Below are 18770 nucleotides of genomic sequence, written 5' to 3'. Positions count from 1 at the left end.
TCCAACGCTCGGTCTAAAGCGAAATCGGATAACGCGACGACTTCGATCCCGACCTGCATGGCCGCACGCCGGGGCGTGCGGCTTTTTTTAGCGATTTTCGCATCGCTTGCGCATCGATCAACGCGCCCGTTTCGCCAACCGTTCCATTACCGAGGCGCTGTTGAGTTCGCGCAGCGCATCCTTGCCGATCCAGCGCGGCGCGGAGTCCTTGCGCGCGGCCAGCCGCGTCGCGGTTTCGTGCGCGGCGGCATGCAGCACGGCATTGCGCTTGCCGATCGACCGCAGCGCCCAGTTGGCGGCTTTCTTGACGAAGTTGCGTTCGTCGTCGGCATGGGTCTGGATCAGTTCCAGGCCGTGCAGGAACAAGCCGTCGTCGGCCTGCTTGTCGTGGACGGTCTTGCTGGCGAGCAGCGCGAACGCGGCGCGCCTGACGTATTCGTCGCGGCGCGGCGCCCATTGCTCGATCTTGCGCCACGCGTGCGGGCTGCGGTCGAACAGGGCGAAGCAGATCGTGTCGCAGACCGCCCAGTTGTCGAAGTCGCGCGCCCAGCGGTCCATCTGCGCGGGCGTGACCCAGGCCGGGTCGTCGACGTACGACGCCAGCAGGCGCGCTTCGTACCAGGCGCTGCCCCACAGCGCGGCCGCGAGCTCGTGATCGCGGCCCAGGCGCTTGGCCAGCGCCTGGATCGAACCCATCGGTACGCCGAAGGCGCGCTCGCTGGGAATCGCGTAACGCGCCAGGCCGTCGCGATAGGCCTGGCTCGACGACATTCGCAGTTGATGCAGGGCGTCGTCGAGGCGGGTCGCCAGGGCACGCGCGGGCGCGGGCGCGGCGCTTTGGGCCGTGCCTCGGGTTGCCGAAGCCTTGGGTTTTGTCTTGACCGTGGCCGGCTTCTTCGTCGCTGCGAATTTTCCCGCGGTGACTTTCTTCGACGCGGCCTTGCCCGGCGCGGTCCTGGTCGGCGCGGCTTTCTTCGCGACGACTTTCTTCGCCGCCGCTTTCTTCGCCGCAACCTTCGTGACCGCCGCTTTCTTCACGGCCGTTCGCCGGGTCGCGGACGGCGTCTTCGCCGCCGGAGCGGTCGCTTTCGAACTAGCGGTTCTGGCCATGTCCTGACACCGGCGATAAGGGCGGAAAGCGACAGCGCGGCATCAATGTAACCATCGATGCCGCGCCACGCCATGTACCCCGATCGCGATTCGGCCCGGTGGCGTCGTCGCCGCGCGGTCAGACCGCGCTGGAGCCCTGCCCCTCGCCGGGCTTGGCCGCGGCCGGACGCATCAGGCTCAACACCACCGAGCCGCCGATGATCGCGGCGACGCCGATCAGCGAGATCAGCACCGGGATCTTGTACACATCGATCAACAGCATCTTGCCGCCGATGAACACCAGCACCAGCGCCAGGCCGTACGGCAGCAGGTGGAAGCGGTCGGCCATGCCCTGCAGCAGGAAGAACATCGCGCGCAGGCCGAGCACCGCGAACACGTTCGAGGTCAACACGATGAACGGGTCTTCGGTGATGGCGAAGATCGCCGGGATCGAGTCGACCGCGAAGATCACGTCGGTCACGCCGATCAGCACGATCACCGCGAACAGCGGCGTGTACCAGCGCTTGCCGTCGCGCAGGATCGACAGCTTGCTGTCGTGGTAGTCGTCGGTCAGGCGCAGATGCCCGCGCATCCACTTGAGCACCGGGTTGCTGTCCAGATCCGGCGATTTGCCCGCGGCCATCAGCATCTTGATGCCGGTGAAGATCAGGAACGCGCCAAACACGTACAAGATCCAGTGGAACTTGGCCAGCAGCAAGGCGCCGGCGAAGATCAGGATCGCGCGCAGCACGATCGCGCCGAGCACGCCGATCACCAGCACGCGCTGGCGCTGTTCCTCGGGCACGGCGAAGTACGAGAACAGCATCAGGAACACGAAGATGTTGTCGACCGCGAGCGATTTCTCGACGAGGTAACCGGTCAGGAATTCCAGGCCGATGCGGTTGCCGATGTCGGCGCCCGATTGCTCGCGCAGCCACCACCACAGGCCGGCGTTGAACAGCAGCGCGAGCGCGATCCAGCCCACGCTCCACCACGCGGCTTCCTTGAAGGTGACCTTGTGCGGCCCGCCGTGGCGCATCAGCACCAGATCGACGAGCAGCGCGACGACGACGAAGGCGGCGAACGCGCCCCACAGCATCGGACTACCGATGGTTTCCATATGACTCTCCCGGATGATTAAAGGCGCTTCGTAGCCGCAGGGCACGAAGCGTCGTCCGTTGAGATCTGGAAGACGTGCCTTCGCCGCTGTCGGCGAAGGTCTTGCTCGCATCCGGCCGACGCGGGTCGGTGATGGATGCCTGCGCACCGGGGTTGTGGACCCGTAATGACGATGCGGCAGTCGGGAGCTACTCCCCTTCTGCGCGCAAGATAACACGCGGGCACATGAATTGCGGTTCAGCTGCAGGCTTCACCGGCGCGTCGGATCGCGCTCAGGTGCGCAGGTCGAGTTCCGGCCGCAGCGATGCCGTCTGGTTCCATCGCACCTCGAAATCCGCGTCGCGAAAGGCTGCGACGATGAGCCCGCCGACCCGCAGCATGTCGGCGTCGGCGCCTTCCGGCGCGCCCCAGAAGCCCAGCGAGAGCCGGCTGCTGCGCTTGGCGGCGTTCAGGTCCTGGCGCGTGTAGAAGCACACGCCGTGCAGGCCGGCGGCCTCGCCGCCGCCGTCGAGGAAGGCCTCGCTGGCGTCGGAAAATCCGTCCGCCTGGGTGTAGCCGGCGTCGTGCAGCGCGACCACGCCGGCCTGACCGAGGGTGGCGAACACCGCATCGATCCGCAGCTTCGCCGCGCGCCATTGCGCCGGCGTCATCTTGACCGGTTCGGGTTCCGGCGGCGGCGGTTCGGGGATCGGCTTGCCGGTTACGCGCGACAGCAGTTCGATCACTTCGTCCGTCATCGCGTTGACCAGGATGTGGTTGCCGTGGCCATCGCTGATATCGGCCTTGGCGCCGGCATCGATCAGCAACTGCACCGCATCGGTCGTAGGCGCGAACTCGGCGGCGAGGTACAGCGCGGTGCGTCCGTCCTTGCCCGCGTATTCCAGCGGGCTGCCGGCGTCGAGCAGTACGCGCAGCACCGCGAGGTTGCGCTCGACCGGCGTCGTGTTCGACCCCATCGCCGCGGTTTGCAATGCGGTGAAACCGTACGCGTTGAGCGCGGCCGGATCGGCGCCGGCGTCGAGGCAGGCGCGGGTGGTTTCGATGTCGCCTTCGCGCGCGGCGTCGAAGATTTTGTCGGTGCTCATGTCGCGTCCTTGTCGATGGTTGGATGGCTTGCGGGTACGGCGGCGCGCGATGCGCATCGAGTTGAAGCGGCGCGCGATCGGCTCAGCCAGCAATTGGCTCCCATCGAAATCGAACGATTTGGAGCCACATCCGGCCCACGCGTCGTTCATCTACCTGATCGAGATTTTCCCGCCCGCTTGCCGCGCACCGACCGCAACTGCCGCGCCGGGTCAGTTTGTCATGGTTCTCCATGCGCGCATCACATATTCAACGAGACGATAATCAATAAATACCCTTTACTTTTCAATTTCTTACAACATTTTTCATCACACCGTTTTTACGTATGCCCCTCGTAAATAGCAAGGACGTCAGGGGGCGTCATTAATGAAAAACATTGAAGTTTTCAGCATAGCCACCGCACGCATCTGTGCGGCCGCGCTCGAACAGCATCCCGTCGTAGCCCGCTTCAACGCCGAAGAATCCGCGCGGCATATGCCCGGCGTGGACCCCGGCAATCGCGAAGCGATGGCCGCGGCGGTGCTCGCCTGCGGCGCGACTTTCGAATGGTTGATGGACGAGGGCTATCTGCGCAGCACCGCCTGCGTGAAAGAGTCCTTGAACGGCGTGCCGTTCGTGCATCTGGCGCTACGTTATCGGCTGACCGAGAAAGGTCTGGCGATTCTCGGCGCGCATGCGAGCACCGCCGACGAAAGCCGCACGATCGGCGAACGCCTGATCGCCGCGGTCAAGTTGGGCGGCGCCGAGCGGATCAAGGAATCGGTCAAGTTGATGATCGGCGTGGGCGCGAATGCGCGGCCTGCGTTGCAGGTGAACAGCTGATTACAGCGGGCTGATTGCAACAGGCCGACTTACAACAGGCCGACCGCACGGCCGGCGGCATCGCAATATTCGTCGCGGCCGATGCGCGCTCGCCGCGCGCGATCGTCAGTCGCCGCCACTGGAACCTCGCGCGTTCGCGCCGCGTCTCATCCCCGGAGGTGTCGCGGAGGTGCGAGGTTCCAGTGGCGGCGGCTGACGGCGCCGAATACCGGACGCGCGATCGCGCGTCCGGTCTGGATGGATACCTCGCCAAGCCGGCGGCCCTAAGGCTGCGCCGGCGCTATCAAAGCCGGCGGTTGTTCAAGGCGTATAGCTGAGCACCAGCTGCGGCGCATTCGCGCCTTCGCGCGAAGACCAGTCGACGCCGTCGGTGACGCCCGAGGCCGGCACCAGGATCACGCCGTTGTTGGCCACGCTGCCGTTCGCCCAGTTCTTGACCAGTTGCAGGCCGGTCGCGTTGAGGGTGATGTACTGCGCGCCGGTCGCGTTCGGCGTCACCGAACCGAGCTTGCTGCCGAGCGTCGCGCCGGCATAGGTCGCATTGCTTTCGCTCCAGGCGCTGGCGACCTGATACAGATCGTAGACGCCGGCGGACCTGTCGCTGACCTGCAGCTTCACCTGCGCGCCGGTCAGGTTCAGACCGTTCGCGCTCGACACGTCCCAGCCCATCAGGCCGCGCAACACCTGGCCGCCGTCGCTGCCGTCGGCGTACAACACCGTGGTGTTGACCCGGGTGCCGCCGGATTTGACCGTGACGTCGCGGGTCGCGTTGAGGGTGAGCGACTGCGCGGGCGGGGTGCCGGCGTCGTTGCAGGTGCCGGTGAAATGATCGGTGTAGCTGCTGCCGGCGCGCGGCACGAAGTCGCCGGTGTAGCCGGTCGCGGTCAAGGTCAGCTTGAGCACGCCGTAGGTGCTGGCGTTGCTCGCCTCGAGCAAGGCGTGGCTGCCGCTGATGCCGTAGAACGCGCGCCCGCCGGTGCCGACCAGGATCTGGCGGATGCCGTCGCTGGCGGCGGCCTGATTGGGGTTCATCTTGCCGTAGCGCTGGTAGTTGTGATCGTGCCCGACCAGAACCAGATCGGCCTTGACCGCATACAGCGCGTCCCAGATCGGCTTGACCTGGCTGTAGCCGCTGTAATTGCCGCGGCTGACCAGCGGATGATGGAAGTACGCGGCGATGCACGGCTTGGTGGTCGCGGCCAGGTCGCTCTTGAGCCAGTCGATCTGCGCGGTCGCGACGGTGCCGCCGGACATGGTGTTGAGCGCGACGAAATGCCAGTCGCCCACGTCCCAGCTGTAATAGCCCTTGCTGCGATCGCCGGCCTGGCCGGTCTGGTTGCCCACGCCGTTGAAGTAATCGAAGTAACCGCTGGCGCCGGTGGTGTTGTAGTCGTGGTTGCCCGGCGACGGGCTGGTCAGCGCCTTGAAGCGGCCCCAGGTCGGCGCGTAGCGGTTGTTGTATTCGGTCAGCGTGCCGCTGCTGTAGGCGTTGTCGCCGGCGGTGAACACCGCGGTCGGGTTGATCGACACGATCAGGTCGGAGGTGCCTTGGCAGGCGTTGCCGCTGGTGTCGCAGATGTCGCCGGCGCCGGCCACGACCACGCTGGCCAGTTCCAGCGGCACCGCGCTGTATTCGTAGCGGTCGAGCTGGAAGCCGCTGTCGGGCTGGCTGAAGTAAGGCTGGATGTCGACGCATTCGCCGCGCAGCGCGCGGGTGGTGAAGCTGCGGTCGTTCCACTGCTTGCCCTCCAGCACCAGGCGGTCGCCGCCGCTGCTGCTGAGCACCAGCGAGTCGTAGCCCGACAGCTTGAGTTGCTTGAAGCCCACCCGCAGCCACTTGGCGCCGCTTTCGCAGACGCGGTTGGACACCGCCTGCGACAAGGCCGCCCTGGCCAGCGGCGTGCCGCGCAGGGTCGATGCGCTGGCGCTGATCGGCTTGCTGAGGGTGTTGTCCTCGGACAGTTGCAGCGTGCGCTGGGCGGCCTGCGCGGGCGCGAACGCGGCGCCGATGAGCACGGTGGCGAGGGCGCCGTGGGCGAGCTTGGAATTCACTGGCTGTCTCCGAAGACGGGGAGTGGCGGGTGGACGCGACGATACGAGCCGCGATGGCTGCGGAGTTTGGCCGGAAAACTGCTACATGATTGCGACGGACTTCGCGCCCGTTGCGGGCCTGGCTGAGGTCTCGGTCACAAGTCCGACGCCTGGACGACGAGCGGTTGGGTGTTGGCGCGGCGATCTGGACCAGGCGGCTAGCGGCTGAAGCGCTCGGTCACCGGAACCGCGTGCATTGGCTGGATCGTTTCTGTGCGTTCGCGGCTTGGTTTCAGCTGCATTTCCGCTGTGTCGGGTTATCGATGTCATCACCAATGCATCGATGAGCGCAGGTCGCGGGCGGCGGCTCGGTCCGACGCTCTTCACCCCCATCAGCGCGGCGAAAGCGAGCTGCCCCGACGCCTTCGTTTCAACCGGCGATTCGTTTCAACCCGCCCACGCCCACTCATTCGTCGTGCGTCGGCGCACCCTCGCCCGCGATCTCCAGCAATTCGATCTCGAACACCAGCACCGAGTTGGGTTCGATCTGCCCGGCCATGCCGCGTTCGCCATAAGCCAACTTGGCCGGAATCCAGAACCGGTACTGGCTGCCCGGCGTCATCAGCTGCACGCCCTCGGTCCAGCCCGGCATCACCTGGGCGAGCACGAATTCGGCCGGGTGATCGGTGTCGTAGGTGCTTTCGAACTTGCTGCCGTCGAGCAGGCGGCCGAGGTAATTCACCCGCACCGTGTCGCTGGCTTTCGGATGCGCGCCCTTGCCCGCGCGCATCACCTGGTATTGCAGCCCCGACGCGGTGGTGGTCACGCCCTGCGCTTGCGCATTGCGCTTTAGAAATTCCTCGCCGGTTTGCAGATTGCGCGCCGCCAGCGCCTTGATGTCGGCGTCGTGCTTGCTGCGCAGGTGTTCGCTGAACCCTTCGCGGATGCGCTTGCTCTGCGCTTCGTCGAACAGCGAGGGCCGGCCGGCCTGGGCGTCGCGGATCGCGCGCAGCACCACCTCGGTATCGAGTTCGCCGCGCACCGGTTCGATGCTGCGGGCGAAATCGCGGCCGACGATGTAACTGACCTTGGCCTTGTCGCTGTCGACCTGGGCCGCGGTGAGCGGCGCGGGTGCGTCCGTCGCCCCTGGTTTCGACGCGTCTTTGGACGCAGGCGTACATGCGGCGGCGACGGCAAGCGCGGCGCTGAGAAAACAGAGGCGGGAAACGGTCGAACGGCGCATGCAGGCGGCTCCGTGGGGCGATGGTGGCTTGAGTCGGTCGATACGGATCAGTCGGTCACCGCGAACGTCAGCATCATGCCCATGTCCTCGTGTTCGAGGTTGTGGCAATGAAGCATGTAGCGCTGGGTGCCGCTGAAAGCTTGGGCGAAATCGATGGCCAGGCGCACGACTTCGCCGGGCCAGACCACGACGGTGTCGCTCCAGCCCAGGTCCTGTGGGTTCAGGCCGCCGGCCGCGACCTGACGGCCGCGGATGTCCGGTGGGCTGATCGCGCGCGACAGGATCCGGAACTGGAACCCGTGCAGATGGATCGGGTGCGGCATGCTGGTCATGCTGTTGCGGATTTCCCAGACCTCGCGGCTGCCGCGCCGGATCGAGAACGCGGGCTCGTGGCCGCTGAGGTGGAAATTCCAGTCGTTGATGAACCAGCGGCCTTCTTCGTCCATGCGCAGGCGCAGCGCGCGCACCGGCCAGTCGGTGGTGTCGGGCAGCGGGCCGATGCTGGAGATCGCGCTCAGGTCGGGCAGGTGCGCGGGCGGGCGCTGATCGGTCGCGCACTCGATCACCCGCACCTCCATCAGATCCAGCGGCTCGCCCATCGCGGCCGCGCCGGGATGATCGGCCATCGGATCGGGCAGGAACGCGCCCGATTCGTCCTCGTTCTCCATCGCAACAAAGTCCAGGCTGCGCAGCATCACCCGCTCGCCGGGCTTGAGCGCGCTGAAATCGACCAGCACGTCGATGCGCTGGGCCGGCGCGAGGAACACGTCGTCGACCGGCCAGGCGCGTTCGAGCAGGCCGCCGTCGGTACCGATCAACTGCATCGTCAGCGCGCGTTCGCCCTGCATGAAGGCTGCGCGCAGCATGCGCGCGTTGGCGACGTTGGCCAGGCGGAAGCGATACCACGCCGGGATCACTTCGAGGTACGGCTCGGGCGTCCAGTTGACCAGCACGCGGTTGCCGATCCAGTCGTCGGCGCCGTCCTTGTAGACGATCGCGTTGTCGGCGCCGACCTGTTTGTCGGCGATCATCAACGGCAGGTCGCGTTCGCCCCAGCGCATGCCCAGGCGCTGGCGCAGCGCGAGTTCCTCGGCGTCCTCGATCAACAGCAGACCGGCCAGCCCGCGCTGCAGCTGCACGCCGGTGCGGCCGTGCGGATGGGCGTGATACCAGTACAGGCCGGCGCGGTTGTCGATGCGCAGGCGATAGCGCCGCTGCGTGCCCGCTTCGACCGGATGCAGGCCGCTGCCGTCGTTGGCTTCGTCGATCGACAGGCCGTGCCAATGGATCGTGGTGGCTTCGGCGAGACGGTTGTCGAGGCCGACCTCGATGGTGTCGCCGCGGCGCGCGCGCAGCAGCGGGTTGATCACCGCGCGCGCGTTGGCTTGGGTGGCGTAGGCCCACAGTTGCGTCGGCGCGCCGGGAAACAGCGCCTGCGTCGTGGCCTGCGCGATCAATTGCAGCGGCTGCTTGAGTTCGATCTCGGCCAGCAATCCTTCCGCGCTCGGCAGGCGCAGCGGCTGCACGAAGCGCGCTTCGGGCGCGAGCAATTGCAGGTCCGGCGCGGGCGCCGAGCCCATGCGGTGGCCGTGCCCGCCGGTCCAGCGCCACATCGCGATCGGCCCGGCCACGGTGGCGGCGCCGCCCACGGCTAGGCCGAGCAGAAAACGGCGGCGTTGCGGATCGGTCATCGGTGCGCGGTCCCCGGCTGCATGGTGCGACGGCTCTGGCGATGGGTCGTGAGCGACCCGCCATCATCCACGTCGGTTATTGCAGATGCTGCCGGCAGGCGATGCTTCTGTGACGCGGGTCAATCCTGGGGCCGCCGATCGTGGCGCTCAGATCGAATCGTCGAGCTTGGCCTGCCAGATCCGGTCGCCGAGTTCGTGCATCTCGACCCCGGCGAAGAACTGTTCGCCGAGCAGCGCGTAATCGGGTTCGCTCGCGCCGCGCCAGTCGAGGAACTTCGGCCGATGCACCGCGAAGCCCTGTGGATGGGCGGCGTTGCGGTAAGGGATGGCCATGGTCAGGGTCAGATCGGCGGCGTGATCGCGCGCGATCACGATCAAGGCGTCGGTGCGTCCCGACTCCAGGCTGACATAGCCGTCGTGGACGACCACCGCCTGCGCGGCCTCCTCGTCGTTCTGGGCCAGGCTCGCGCGCGCCAGGGCCACACCGTCTTCGAGCGAGTCGGCGTCGTAGCGGATCATCTTGCGCGCGCCCTGCGCGTCCTCGTACGCGTACAGCGGAATCAGCGCCTCGCCGTCGGCGACGCACCAGACCCCATGCGCGGCGAAGAAGCCGGCCAGTCGGATTGCTTGCTCCACGAAACTCCCCTCGACGTCGATTCAGTCGGCCCCCCGGCCGGGCCACTTTACACGCTGGCGGGGAGGTTGCGAGGCGCTTGGGGTGCTGCCGGGACGGTTGTTCCGGCGGGGAAAGGGGTTGCGAGTCGCAGTCCTGATTAAGGTTTTCCTCCTTTCGAAAAGGGGGGAAGCGGATTTGCTTTTGCTTAGTTTCGGCTCGATCGCTTGCACCCAAGCGAAAAGCGAATCCCCCGCGCTGGCGCTTCGATTCGGCTTCGTACCGACGTTGGGCGCTCGCCCCCTTTTACAAAGTGGGCGATGGTTGACGATGGTCGCTTCGTGGGGATGGTCCTCTATCGATCGCTTCCGCGGGGATCATCAGCTGCCGAAGCTTCAACAAGGGATCAATCCCTGTCGAAGGGGTTCCCCCCTTTGGAAAAGGGGGGCCAGGGGGGATTCGCTTTTGCTTTTGCTTTTGCTTTTGCTTAGCTTTTGCCCGATCGCATGCACCCAGTCGAAAAGCGAATCCCCCGCGCTGGCGTTTCGATTCGGCTTCGTACCGACGTCGGGCGCTCGCCCCCTTTTGCAAAGTGGGCGACGGTTGACGCGATGGTCGCTTCGTGGGGATGGTCCTCTAACGATCGCTTCCGCGGGGATCATCAGCTGCCGAAACTTCAACAAGGGATCGATCCCTGTCGAAGGGGTCCCCCCTTTGGAAAAGGGGGGCCAGGGGGATTCGCTTTTGCTTTTGCTTAGCGTTTGCCCGATCGCATGCACCCAGAGGAAAAGCGAATCCCCCGCGCTGGTGTTTCGATCCAGCTTCGTACCGACGTCGGGCGCACGCCCCCTTTTACAAAGTGGGCGACGATTGACGCGCTGGCCACTTCCGTGGAGACAGTCACCCACCAATTGCTTCAGTGGGATGGTCATCCACCGATTGCTTCAATGAGGAGTCGCAGAACCAGCCGCCTCTTCGACTATGGACGACGACGCACCAGCGCCCACCATCACCCCGCCCCTGCGCGCCACCCACATCCGCAACGCCACATAAAACACCGGCGTCAGAAACAAACCGAATAAGGTCACCCCGAGCATCCCCGCGAACACCGTCACGCCGGTCGCCGCGCGCACTTCGCTACCCGCGCCCTGGCCGATCAGCAACGGCACGGTGCCGGCGATGAACGCGATCGAGGTCATCACGATCGGGCGCAAACGCAGGCGGCAGGCCTCCAGCGCGGCCTCGACGATGCCGCGCCCCTGCCACTCCAGTTCGCGCGCGAACTCGACGATCAGGATCGCGTTCTTGCACGCCAACCCCATCAGCACCACCAGACCGACCTGCACGAATACGTTGTTGTCGCCTCCGCTGAGCCACACGCCGGCCAAGGCCGACAGCAAGGTCATCGGCACGATCAGGATCACCGCCAGCGGCAAGGTCCAGCTTTCGTACAAGGCCGCGAGCACCAGAAACGCCAGCAGCACCGCCAGCGGAAACACGATCAGCGCCGACGAGCCCTGGGTCGCCTGCTGATAACTCAGATCGGTCCATTCGATCCGCATGCCGTTGGGCAGCGTCTTCCGGGCGATGTCGCGCAGCGACTGCATCGCCTGACTCGACGACAGCACGCGCGGATCGGCCTCGCCGATCAGGTCCGCGGCGGGATAACCGTTGTAGCGGATCACCGGGTCCGGGCCATAGCTGTGAGCGAGGGTGACCATCGAACCCAGCGGCACCATCTGCCCGCGATCGTTGCGCACGCGCAGGTTGGCGATGTCCTCGACGCTGTCGCGATGCGCGCCGTCGGCCTGGGCGATCACCTGGTAGGTGCGGCCGAACTGATTGAAGTCGTTGACGTAGGCCGAGCCCAGATAGGTCTGCAAGGTATCGAACAGCTCGCTCAGCGGTACGCTTTGCGCCTTGGCCTTGAGCCGGTCGACCTGCGCATCGAGTTGCGGCACGTTGGCCTGATAGGTGCTGATCGGCACGCCCAGTCCCGGCGTGCCCGCGATCGCGCCGGTGAAATCGTTGAGCGCGTTCTGCAAGGCGCCGTAGCCCTGGCCGTCGCGGTCCTGGATGTACAGCGCATAGCCCGAGCCGGTGCCCAGGCCGAGGATCGGCGGCGGCATGAACGAGAACGCCACGCCTTCCTGCAGACTCGCGAATTTCTCGTTGAGTTCGGCGTTGATCGCCTGCGCGCTGCGCCCGCGCCGGTCGAACGGTTCGAGTTCGAAGAACAGTGTCCCGCTGTTCGGCGTGTTGGTGAATTGCAGCGGGTTCAGGCCGGGATAACCTTCCGATGCGGCCACGCCGTCGGTCTGCATCGCGATCGCGCTCATCTTGCGGGTCAAGGCATCGGTGCGCGACAGCGACGCGCCGGCGGGCAATTGCACGCCGCCGATCAGGTACAGCTTGTCCTGGGTCGGGATGAACCCGCCCGGCACCGCCTTGAACATCAGCCCGCTCAGCGCGAGCAACACCACGTACATCGCGAGCACCGCGCCGCGCCGGCCGAGCAGGCGGCCGATCGCGCCGTGGTAGCGCTGCGAACTCGAACCGAAGAAGCGATTGAACGGCCGGAACAGCCAGCCCAGCAAGCGATCGATGAGCCGCGTCGCGGCATCCTTCGGCGCGCCGTGCGGTTTGAGCAACAAGGCCGCGAGTGCCGGCGACAGCGTCAATGAATTGATCGCCGAGATCACCGTGGAGATCGCGATGGTCACCGCGAACTGCTTGTAGAACTGACCGGTCACCCCCGACAGGAACGCCATCGGCACGAACACCGCGCACAGCACCAGGGCGATGGCGATGATCGGCCCGGACACTTCGCGCATCGCCTGATGCGCTGCTTCCAGCGGAGTCAGCCCGCCTTCGATGTTGCGCTCGACGTTTTCCACCACCACGATCGCGTCGTCGACCACGATGCCGATCGCCAGCACCAGACCGAACAGGCTCAAGGTGTTGATCGAGAATCCGAACACGTACAAGGCCGCGAAGGTGCCGACCACCGACACCGGCACCGCCTGCAGCGGGATGATCGATGCGCGCCAGGTCTGCAGGAACACGATCACCACCAACACCACCAGCAGCACCGCTTCGGCCAGCGTGGTCACCACCGCCTTGATCGAATCGCGCACGAACACGGTCGGGTCGTAGACGATTCGGTACTCCAGCCCGGGCGGAAATTTTCGCGACAATTCGTCCATGCGTTCGCGCACCGCGTCCGACAGCGCGATCGAATTGGCGCCGGGCGATTCGAAGATGCCGATCGCCACCGCGTCGACGTTGTCGAGCTGCGCGCGCAAGGTGTAGTCAGCCGCGTCGAGCTCGATCCGCGCCACATCCGACAGGCGCACGATCGTGCCATCGTCGCCGCGCTTGAGCACGATCTGGGCGAATTCGGCCACGCTGTTCAAGCGGCCCTGGCTGTTGATCGGCACCAGGAAATCGCTGCCGCCGGGCATCGGTTCGGCGCCGAGCTGGCCGGCCGAGACCTGCACGTTCTGTTCGCGGATCGCGCGCACCACGTCGCCGGCCGTGAGGCCGCGCGCGGCGATGCGGCCCGGATCGAGCCAGATCCGCATCGCGTAGTCGCCGCTGCCGAACATCTGGGTCTGGCCCACGCCGGGCAGGCGCGCGAGTTCGTCCTTGAGTTTCAAGGTCGCGTAATTGCGCAGGTACAGCGAATCGTACCGACCGTCGGGCGATACCAGATGCACCAGCATGGTCAGCGTCGGCGATTGCTTCTGCGTGGTCACGCCTTGCCGGCGCACGTCCTCGGGCAGGCGCGCATGCGCCTGGCTGACCCGGTTCTGCACCTGCACCTGGGCCTGATCGGGATCGGTGCCGGGTTTGAAAGTCACCGTGGTGACCAGCACGCCGTCGGTGCCGGCCACCGACTTCATGTACATCATGTCCTGCACGCCGTTGATCGCCTCCTCCAGCGGCGTGGCCACGGTCTGCGCGATCATCTTGGGATTGGCGCCGGGATAGACCGCGCGCACCACCACGGTCGGCGGCACCACCTCGGGGTATTCGCTGACCGGCAACAGCGGCAACGCGATCAGGCCGGCGGCGAAGATCAGGATCGACAGCACCGCGGCGAAGATCGGCCGGTCGATGAAGAAACGCGAGAAGTCCATGACGGTGTCCTGCCGCGACGCGCGGCCACAAGGGGTCGCGGCCGACGCATCGGCGTCGGCCGTTTGAAGGATGAGACCGAATTCGCGGCGGGATTCGCCGCGGTCTTGCTTACGCGGCGGCGGCGATCGCATCCGGCGCGCGACGCACCTGCACGCCGAATTCGCGCAGGCGCTGCAGCTGATACGCCGGGTCGATCAGCACGTCGGGCGTGTACAGGCCGGGCGCGACCGCCTCGCCGCCGGCGAGGCCCAGCAGGCGTTCGACGCCAAGCGCGATGCCGATAGCGGTGATCGGCGCCTGGCCTTGCGGATGGGTCAGTTCGTGCCGGCGGCGCGCGATGCGGCCGTCGTGCAACTCGCCTTCCAGTTCGATCACGATCTCGGTCGAGAACGCTTCGCCACGGCGCCGGCTCGCGCTTTCGCCCAGCGCCATGTCGAGGCGGATCGAATGCGCGTCGGTCGCCGCGGCCAGGCTGACCACGTCCAGCGGCGAATACGCCGACGCCGCCACGCGGGTGCCGTCCACGCTCAGAAAACTGCGCGCGGCCTCGTCGCCGCGCACCCAGCGCCAGCGGCCGTTTTCGAGAATCTGCGCGGCGGCGGCATCGACCAGGCGTTCGTAATCGGCCGCCGCGGCCGGGCCGCCCATGTCGTGTTCGTCGAGCAGCGCGCCGATTTCGATCCGGTCGACGCGGCGGAATTCTTCGGCGAAATGCAGGGTCGGCAAGGTCGCCGCGCCGGCCAGCCAGTGGCTGGCGAGCAGGATCGGCGCGGCATCGGGTGCGCGCAGATGGCGCGCCACTTCCGGGGCGATCTCGAACGAACCGCTGGAGGTGCTGACGTAAGGCAGGCGGTGGCGTTGCGCGTACTTGAGCGAGTTGAGGGTGTCGTCCTTGACGAACAACACCAGCGCGGAGAATTGCGCGTCCTCGGGCAGGCCGAGATCGGCGCGTTGCAGGTCCACGCGCAATGCGTGAGCGTTGCCGAGGGCCGCGGCGACCGCTTCGGCGCGGGCCAGGTCGCGGCCGGCGATCGCTATCGGCAGCTCGGGGTGCAGCCGGCGCAGGGCCCGCGCGCCTTGCGCGCCGACCACGCCGGAACCGCCGATGATGAGGACGGGCTTGAGAGCGTTTGCGTTCATGACGAGGATTCCGTGAGGAGGTGGCCGGCGCGGGTCCGGAATGGATTCCGGCACAAGCTACGATTGGTAAGTTACCAATAGTAAGATACACTTCGCCCGGCGCTGTCAAGCGCTTCCTGTCTTCCCCGCACGAGTCCCGCGCATGAGTTCCTCCGCCCCCGCCCGCCGCCTGCCCAAGGCCGAACGCCGCGACCAATTGCTGGAAACGGCGATGACGATCGTGCGCGAGCAAGGCACCGACGCGCTGACCCTGGGTTACGTGGCCGAGCGCGCCGGCGTCAGCAAGCCGATCGCTTACGAGCACTTCGGCACCCGTTCGGGTCTGCTGATCGCGCTGTACAAGCAGATCGACGAACGTCAGGCCGCGACCGTCGCCCAGGATTTCGCCCGCACGCCCAAGCGTCTGGCCGATGTCGCCGCGTTGATGGGCGACAGCTACATGAGCTGCTTCCGCACCGCCGGCCCGGAGTGCCACGCGATCTTCGCCGCGCTCAAGGGCGACGAGCAGATGGAGCGCGTGCAGCAGGAACTGGTGCAGGGCTATGTGGCGTTCTATCGCGATCTGCTGGCGCCGTACGCCAAGGTCGACGACGCCGAACTGCGGCGCCGCTGCATCGCCATCGTCGGCGCGGGCGAGTCCCTGTCGCGCGAGATGAGCGCCGGACGCATGACCGAAATGGATGCGGCGCGGACCCTGGCGTCGTTGATCGAGCGTTGGATGCGCGCGGACTGACCGTCGCGGCGCATCGCGTCCGACGGCGGCTCAGCCGCAACCGCCGCCGTCGCTGCTGCAACCACCGTCGCTGCCGCCACCGTCGCCGTTTCCCGTGGCGCTGCCGCCACCGTCGCTGCCGCCATCGCTGGCGTATCCATCGCGTTCGTAACGATAGGCCACGGCCGAACTCCATACCGTCGCGCCGTTGCCGTAATGCAGCGTGTTGGCGCGCGACACCGACACGCGCGCGGCCGGCGGTTTGCGTTGCGCCTGTGCGATCAGCGCCAGCACCGCGCCGATCACCGGCAACAGCCAGATCAGTGCGATCTGGCGTCGGCGCGAACGGCCGGCGTGGTTGCGGCTGTTCCACGCCAGCAGCGTGGTCACGCCGTTGAGCACCAGCAAGGGCAACACGAACGCCCAGTCGATTTCGCTCATCCGCTTTGCCTCCGTGGCCGCGTGCATTGATGCGCTGGCAAGGTCACGGCGATGCGTGAACGGTGCGCCGGCCAGCCTGCATTCTCGCCAGTTTGTCACGGGCGAATTCAACCGTGGCAACCTGGCTTCGGATCGTCCGCGATCGCAGGCGCGAACGGCCTCGACGCGGCCGCGCATTACAAAACCTTCATGCAGCAAAGGCCCGCGCGGGGTTGACCCGGTGGCGATCGGCGAGGATCATGCGCCCGTTCACGCATTCCCGCCCACCCCAGAGGCTCCCCTTGGACAGTCGATCTAGACCTTTGCTGCAGCGCGCGCGCTGACGGATCGCCACAGGTCTGGGATGTCCCAGGTCGGCCCCGTTCACGCAGAACGGAGCCGCTATCGCCGAATCGTCGATTCGCGCGTCTCTACACAAGCACTGCAGTTTCCATCTGAAGACACCTGCCCAGGTGGCCTTTGGCGTTTCCGTTCGTCCGGAGATCGCCGATGCCCCCGAAGACCGCATTCGTCCCGATTGCAGCGCAGTCGGTAGCGCGCCTGCTCGCATCCGTGCGTGCAGCGCGCGTCGACGCTCGCCTGTTGGTCGATGACGCCGTCGCGCCAAGCCGCGCGCGCTTGGCGAACGACCACGCCGCCGCGAGCGCGCATCGCCGCGCAACCGACGACAACCCGCGCCTGACCGCGCGCTGGCAACGCAATGGGCTCGACCAGCGTCTCGAATGCCGTTGGCGCACGAACCGCGCCGAAGGCGTGAGCGAGGAACCTCCGCCGGCCGCATGCGCGTACCGCGCATTCACCCGTGCCGCCGCGGTTCGACCGAACCGCGCCGCTCCATCGAGCCGCATCGAGATTCGCCATGACGCCCATCGTCCGTCCCCGTCCGCACTCCCCGCTGGTCGCCGCGCTGGTCCGCGCGCGCGCCTGGCCCAATGCCTATGACCTGGCCGCGTTCGCGCTGCTGATCGCCGCCGCGGCCGCGCTCGCGCACGGCGCGGCCGACCTGCGCGAACCACTGGCCGGCCTGAGCCAACAGCCGGTATCGCTGCGGATCGCGAACCTGTCCGAATACGCCTTGCGCACCACCTTACGCATGTTCGCGGCGATGCTCGCCTCGCTGTTGTTCACCTTCGTGGTCGCCACCTGGGCGGCCAAGAGCCGGCGCGCCGAACGGGTGATCGTGCCCGCGCTCGACATCCTGCAATCGGTGCCAGTGCTGGGGTTTCTCAGCTTCACCGTGACTTTTTTTCTCGGCCTGTTCCCGGGTCGCCAGCTCGGCGCGGAATGCGCGGCGGTGTTCGCGATCTTCACCAGTCAGGCCTGGAACATGACCTTCTCGTTCTACCAGTCGCTGCGCACGGTGCCGCGCGATCTGGATGAAGTCAGCCGCGGTTTCGGCCTGAGCGCATGGCAGCGTTTCTGGCGCCTGGACGCGCCGTTCGCCGCGCCGGGACTGGTGTGGAACATGATGATGTCGATGTCGGGCGGCTGGTTCTTCGTGGTCGCGTCCGAAGCGATCACGGTCGGCGACACCACGCTCGAACTGCCGGGCATCGGCTCGTACCTGGCGCTGGCGATCGCGCACAAGGACATCGCCGCGGTCGCCTGGGCGGTATTGGCGATGGCGTTGTTGATCGCGCTCTACGATCAGTTGCTGTTCCGCCCGATCGTCGCCTGGGCCGATAAGTTCCGGGTCGAGCAGACCGCCGGACAGCAGCGGCCGGCGTCGTGGGTCTACGACATGGCGCGGCGCACGCGTCTGCTCAAGCGCGCGCTGCGGCCGATCGCGTGGCTGTGGCAACGCGCGATGCTGCTGCGGCTGCGTACGCGCGCGATCGCGGCGGCACCCGAGCGCGCGGCAACGACGGACTGGCGTGATCGCATCTGGCTGGCGCTGACCCTCGCGGTGGCGGCCTGGGGCGGCTGGTTCGCCTTCGATTACGGCCGTCAGACGCTGAGCCTGGGCGATGTGGCCGAGGCGTTCGGCGGCGGCCTGGCGACCTTGGCGCGGGTGGCGGTCCTGATCGCGATCGCCAGCGTGATCTGGGTGCCGGTCGGGGTGTGGATCGGCCTGCGTCCGCGGCTGGCGCAGCGCGTGCAGCCGCTGGCGCAGTTCCTCGCCGCGTTCCCGGCAAACGTGCTGTTCCCGGTGGCGGTGATCGCGATCATGCGCACCGGCGCGAACCCGAACCTGTGGCTGTCGCCGCTGATGGTGCTCGGCACCCAGTGGTACATCCTGTTCAACGTCATCGCCGGCGCCAGCGCCTACCCGACCGATCTGCGCGAAGCCGCGACGGTGTATCGGCTGCGTTCGCGGACTTGGTGGCGGCGCGCGATCCTGCCCGGCGTATTTCCCTATTACGTCACCGGCGCGCTGACCGCGTCGGGCGGCTCGTGGAACGCGAGCATCGTCGCCGAGCTGGTGCATTGGGGCGATCAGCGGGTCGAAGCCTACGGACTGGGTGCCTACATCGCGCGCGCCACGCAAGCCGGCGACTTCCATCGGGTGGTGCTCGGCGTCGCGGTGATGTCGCTGTTCGTCACCTTGTTCAACCGAATCGTGTGGCGCCCGCTGTACGCCTATGCCGAACGGCGGCTGCGCCTGGATTGATCGTTCGCGGCGACGCCTGCATTCGCATCGGC

16 protein-coding genes and 1 pseudogene are annotated in these 18770 nt (G+C 66.9%); 7 read left to right on the top strand and 10 right to left on the bottom strand.

What is annotated here, in order from left to right:
- Positions 1–117: 117 nt before the first annotated feature.
- A complete protein-coding gene (locus tag IEQ11_RS01190; protein WP_191823146.1) occupies positions 118–771 on the bottom strand; it encodes a DNA alkylation repair protein in 654 nt (217 codons plus the stop codon).
- Positions 772–877: 106 nt separating this feature from the next.
- Here IEQ11_RS01190 and IEQ11_RS01185 point away from each other — a divergent pair, with 106 nt between their 5' ends.
- Complete coding sequence (locus IEQ11_RS01185; RefSeq protein ID WP_191823145.1) at positions 878–1117, top strand: hypothetical protein; 240 nt, start codon at positions 878–880, stop codon at positions 1115–1117.
- A gap of 111 nt (positions 1118–1228) precedes the next feature.
- On the opposite strand, the gene IEQ11_RS01180 is transcribed toward IEQ11_RS01185, so the two are convergent.
- Both IEQ11_RS01180 and IEQ11_RS01175 read right to left on the bottom strand, forming a co-directional pair.
- A complete protein-coding gene (locus IEQ11_RS01180; RefSeq protein WP_096411699.1) occupies positions 1229–2209 on the bottom strand; it encodes a TerC family protein in 981 nt (326 codons plus the stop codon).
- Positions 2210–2480: 271 nt separating this feature from the next.
- The gene (locus IEQ11_RS01175; protein WP_191823144.1) at positions 2481–3293 is read right to left on the bottom strand and encodes an ankyrin repeat domain-containing protein; all 813 of its coding nucleotides are present in this window, start codon (positions 3291–3293) and stop codon (positions 2481–2483) included.
- Between the two features lie 364 nt (positions 3294–3657).
- On the opposite strand from IEQ11_RS01175, the gene IEQ11_RS01170 reads away from it, so the two are divergent.
- Both IEQ11_RS01170 and IEQ11_RS01165 read left to right on the top strand, forming a co-directional pair.
- Positions 3658–4113 (top strand): hypothetical protein, encoded by a 456-nt coding sequence (locus tag IEQ11_RS01170; RefSeq protein WP_148650138.1) that lies wholly within the window; start codon positions 3658–3660, stop codon positions 4111–4113.
- A 14-nt stretch (positions 4114–4127) separates the two neighbouring features.
- The gene (locus IEQ11_RS01165) at positions 4128–4430 is read left to right on the top strand and encodes a hypothetical protein (RefSeq protein WP_191823143.1); all 303 of its coding nucleotides are present in this window, start codon (positions 4128–4130) and stop codon (positions 4428–4430) included.
- Here the strand turns inward: IEQ11_RS01165 and IEQ11_RS01160 are convergent.
- From IEQ11_RS01160 to IEQ11_RS01135, 6 genes are all read right to left on the bottom strand, one after another.
- Positions 4414–6165, bottom strand: coding sequence for a DNRLRE domain-containing protein (locus IEQ11_RS01160; protein ID WP_191823142.1), 1752 nt, complete (start codon positions 6163–6165; stop codon positions 4414–4416). The genes IEQ11_RS01165 and IEQ11_RS01160 overlap by 17 nt on opposite strands.
- Before the next feature lie 445 nt (positions 6166–6610).
- A complete protein-coding gene (locus IEQ11_RS01155) occupies positions 6611–7387 on the bottom strand; it encodes an FKBP-type peptidyl-prolyl cis-trans isomerase (RefSeq protein ID WP_191823141.1) in 777 nt (258 codons plus the stop codon).
- Positions 7388–7434: 47 nt separating this feature from the next.
- A complete protein-coding gene (locus IEQ11_RS01150; RefSeq protein ID WP_191823140.1) occupies positions 7435–9078 on the bottom strand; it encodes a multicopper oxidase family protein in 1644 nt (547 codons plus the stop codon).
- Between the two features lie 147 nt (positions 9079–9225).
- On the bottom strand, positions 9226–9714 hold the full coding sequence (locus IEQ11_RS01145; protein WP_191823139.1) for a hypothetical protein: 489 nt from the start codon (positions 9712–9714) through the stop codon (positions 9226–9228).
- A gap of 921 nt (positions 9715–10635) precedes the next feature.
- On the bottom strand, positions 10636–13833 hold the full coding sequence (locus IEQ11_RS01140; RefSeq protein ID WP_191823138.1) for an efflux RND transporter permease subunit: 3198 nt from the start codon (positions 13831–13833) through the stop codon (positions 10636–10638).
- A gap of 109 nt (positions 13834–13942) precedes the next feature.
- Complete coding sequence (locus IEQ11_RS01135; RefSeq protein WP_191823137.1) at positions 13943–14974, bottom strand: NAD(P)-dependent oxidoreductase; 1032 nt, start codon at positions 14972–14974, stop codon at positions 13943–13945.
- 142 nt (positions 14975–15116) lie between these two features.
- Between IEQ11_RS01135 and IEQ11_RS01130 the strand changes: the two genes are divergently transcribed.
- A complete protein-coding gene (locus IEQ11_RS01130) occupies positions 15117–15707 on the top strand; it encodes a TetR/AcrR family transcriptional regulator (RefSeq protein WP_191823136.1) in 591 nt (196 codons plus the stop codon).
- 30 nt (positions 15708–15737) lie between these two features.
- Here IEQ11_RS01130 and IEQ11_RS01125 read toward each other — a convergent pair whose 3' ends face one another.
- The gene (locus IEQ11_RS01125) at positions 15738–16127 is read right to left on the bottom strand and encodes a hypothetical protein (RefSeq protein ID WP_191823135.1); all 390 of its coding nucleotides are present in this window, start codon (positions 16125–16127) and stop codon (positions 15738–15740) included.
- Positions 16128–16616: 489 nt separating this feature from the next.
- On the opposite strand from IEQ11_RS01125, the gene IEQ11_RS01120 reads away from it, so the two are divergent.
- The 3 genes and pseudogenes from IEQ11_RS01120 to IEQ11_RS25965 all read left to right on the top strand — a co-directional run bounded on the left by IEQ11_RS01120 (position 16617) and on the right by IEQ11_RS25965 (position 18738).
- Complete coding sequence (locus tag IEQ11_RS01120; RefSeq protein ID WP_191823134.1) at positions 16617–17069, top strand: hypothetical protein; 453 nt, start codon at positions 16617–16619, stop codon at positions 17067–17069.
- Positions 16987–17760: pseudogene (locus IEQ11_RS25970) on the top strand (ABC transporter permease subunit); the annotation flags it as partial. The gene IEQ11_RS01120 and the pseudogene IEQ11_RS25970, both read left to right, overlap by 83 nt.
- Positions 17749–18738, top strand: a complete 990-nt coding sequence (locus IEQ11_RS25965; protein ID WP_425494698.1) for an ABC transporter permease subunit — start codon at positions 17749–17751, stop codon at positions 18736–18738. The pseudogene IEQ11_RS25970 and the gene IEQ11_RS25965, both read left to right, overlap by 12 nt.
- The last annotated feature ends 32 nt before the right edge of the window (positions 18739–18770 follow it).

It is taken from the genome of Lysobacter capsici, assembly GCF_014779555.2.
GTDB lineage: Bacteria > Pseudomonadota > Gammaproteobacteria > Xanthomonadales > Xanthomonadaceae > Lysobacter > Lysobacter capsici.
This window is presented reverse-complemented; position numbering and strand designations above follow the sequence as displayed.

Coding starts and splice junctions, on each gene's coding strand:
- IEQ11_RS01190 (WP_191823146.1), bottom strand. CDS start 771: ATGTCGTCGAGCCAGGCCTATCGCGACGGCCTGGCGCGTTACGCGATT.
- IEQ11_RS01180 (WP_096411699.1), bottom strand. CDS start 2,209: ATGGAAACCATCGGTAGTCCGATGCTGTGGGGCGCGTTCGCCGCCTTC.
- IEQ11_RS01175 (WP_191823144.1), bottom strand. CDS start 3,293: ATGAGCACCGACAAAATCTTCGACGCCGCGCGCGAAGGCGACATCGAA.
- IEQ11_RS01170 (WP_148650138.1), top strand. CDS start 3,658: ATGAAAAACATTGAAGTTTTCAGCATAGCCACCGCACGCATCTGTGCG.
- IEQ11_RS01155 (WP_191823141.1), bottom strand. CDS start 7,387: ATGCGCCGTTCGACCGTTTCCCGCCTCTGTTTTCTCAGCGCCGCGCTT.
- IEQ11_RS01150 (WP_191823140.1), bottom strand. CDS start 9,078: ATGACCGATCCGCAACGCCGCCGTTTTCTGCTCGGCCTAGCCGTGGGC.
- IEQ11_RS01140 (WP_191823138.1), bottom strand. CDS start 13,833: ATGGACTTCTCGCGTTTCTTCATCGACCGGCCGATCTTCGCCGCGGTG.
- IEQ11_RS01135 (WP_191823137.1), bottom strand. CDS start 14,974: ATGAACGCAAACGCTCTCAAGCCCGTCCTCATCATCGGCGGTTCCGGC.
- IEQ11_RS01130 (WP_191823136.1), top strand. CDS start 15,117: ATGAGTTCCTCCGCCCCCGCCCGCCGCCTGCCCAAGGCCGAACGCCGC.
- IEQ11_RS01125 (WP_191823135.1), bottom strand. CDS start 16,127: ATGAGCGAAATCGACTGGGCGTTCGTGTTGCCCTTGCTGGTGCTCAAC.
- IEQ11_RS01120 (WP_191823134.1), top strand. CDS start 16,617: ATGCCCCCGAAGACCGCATTCGTCCCGATTGCAGCGCAGTCGGTAGCG.
- IEQ11_RS25965 (WP_425494698.1), top strand. CDS start 17,749: ATGGCGTTGTTGATCGCGCTCTACGATCAGTTGCTGTTCCGCCCGATC.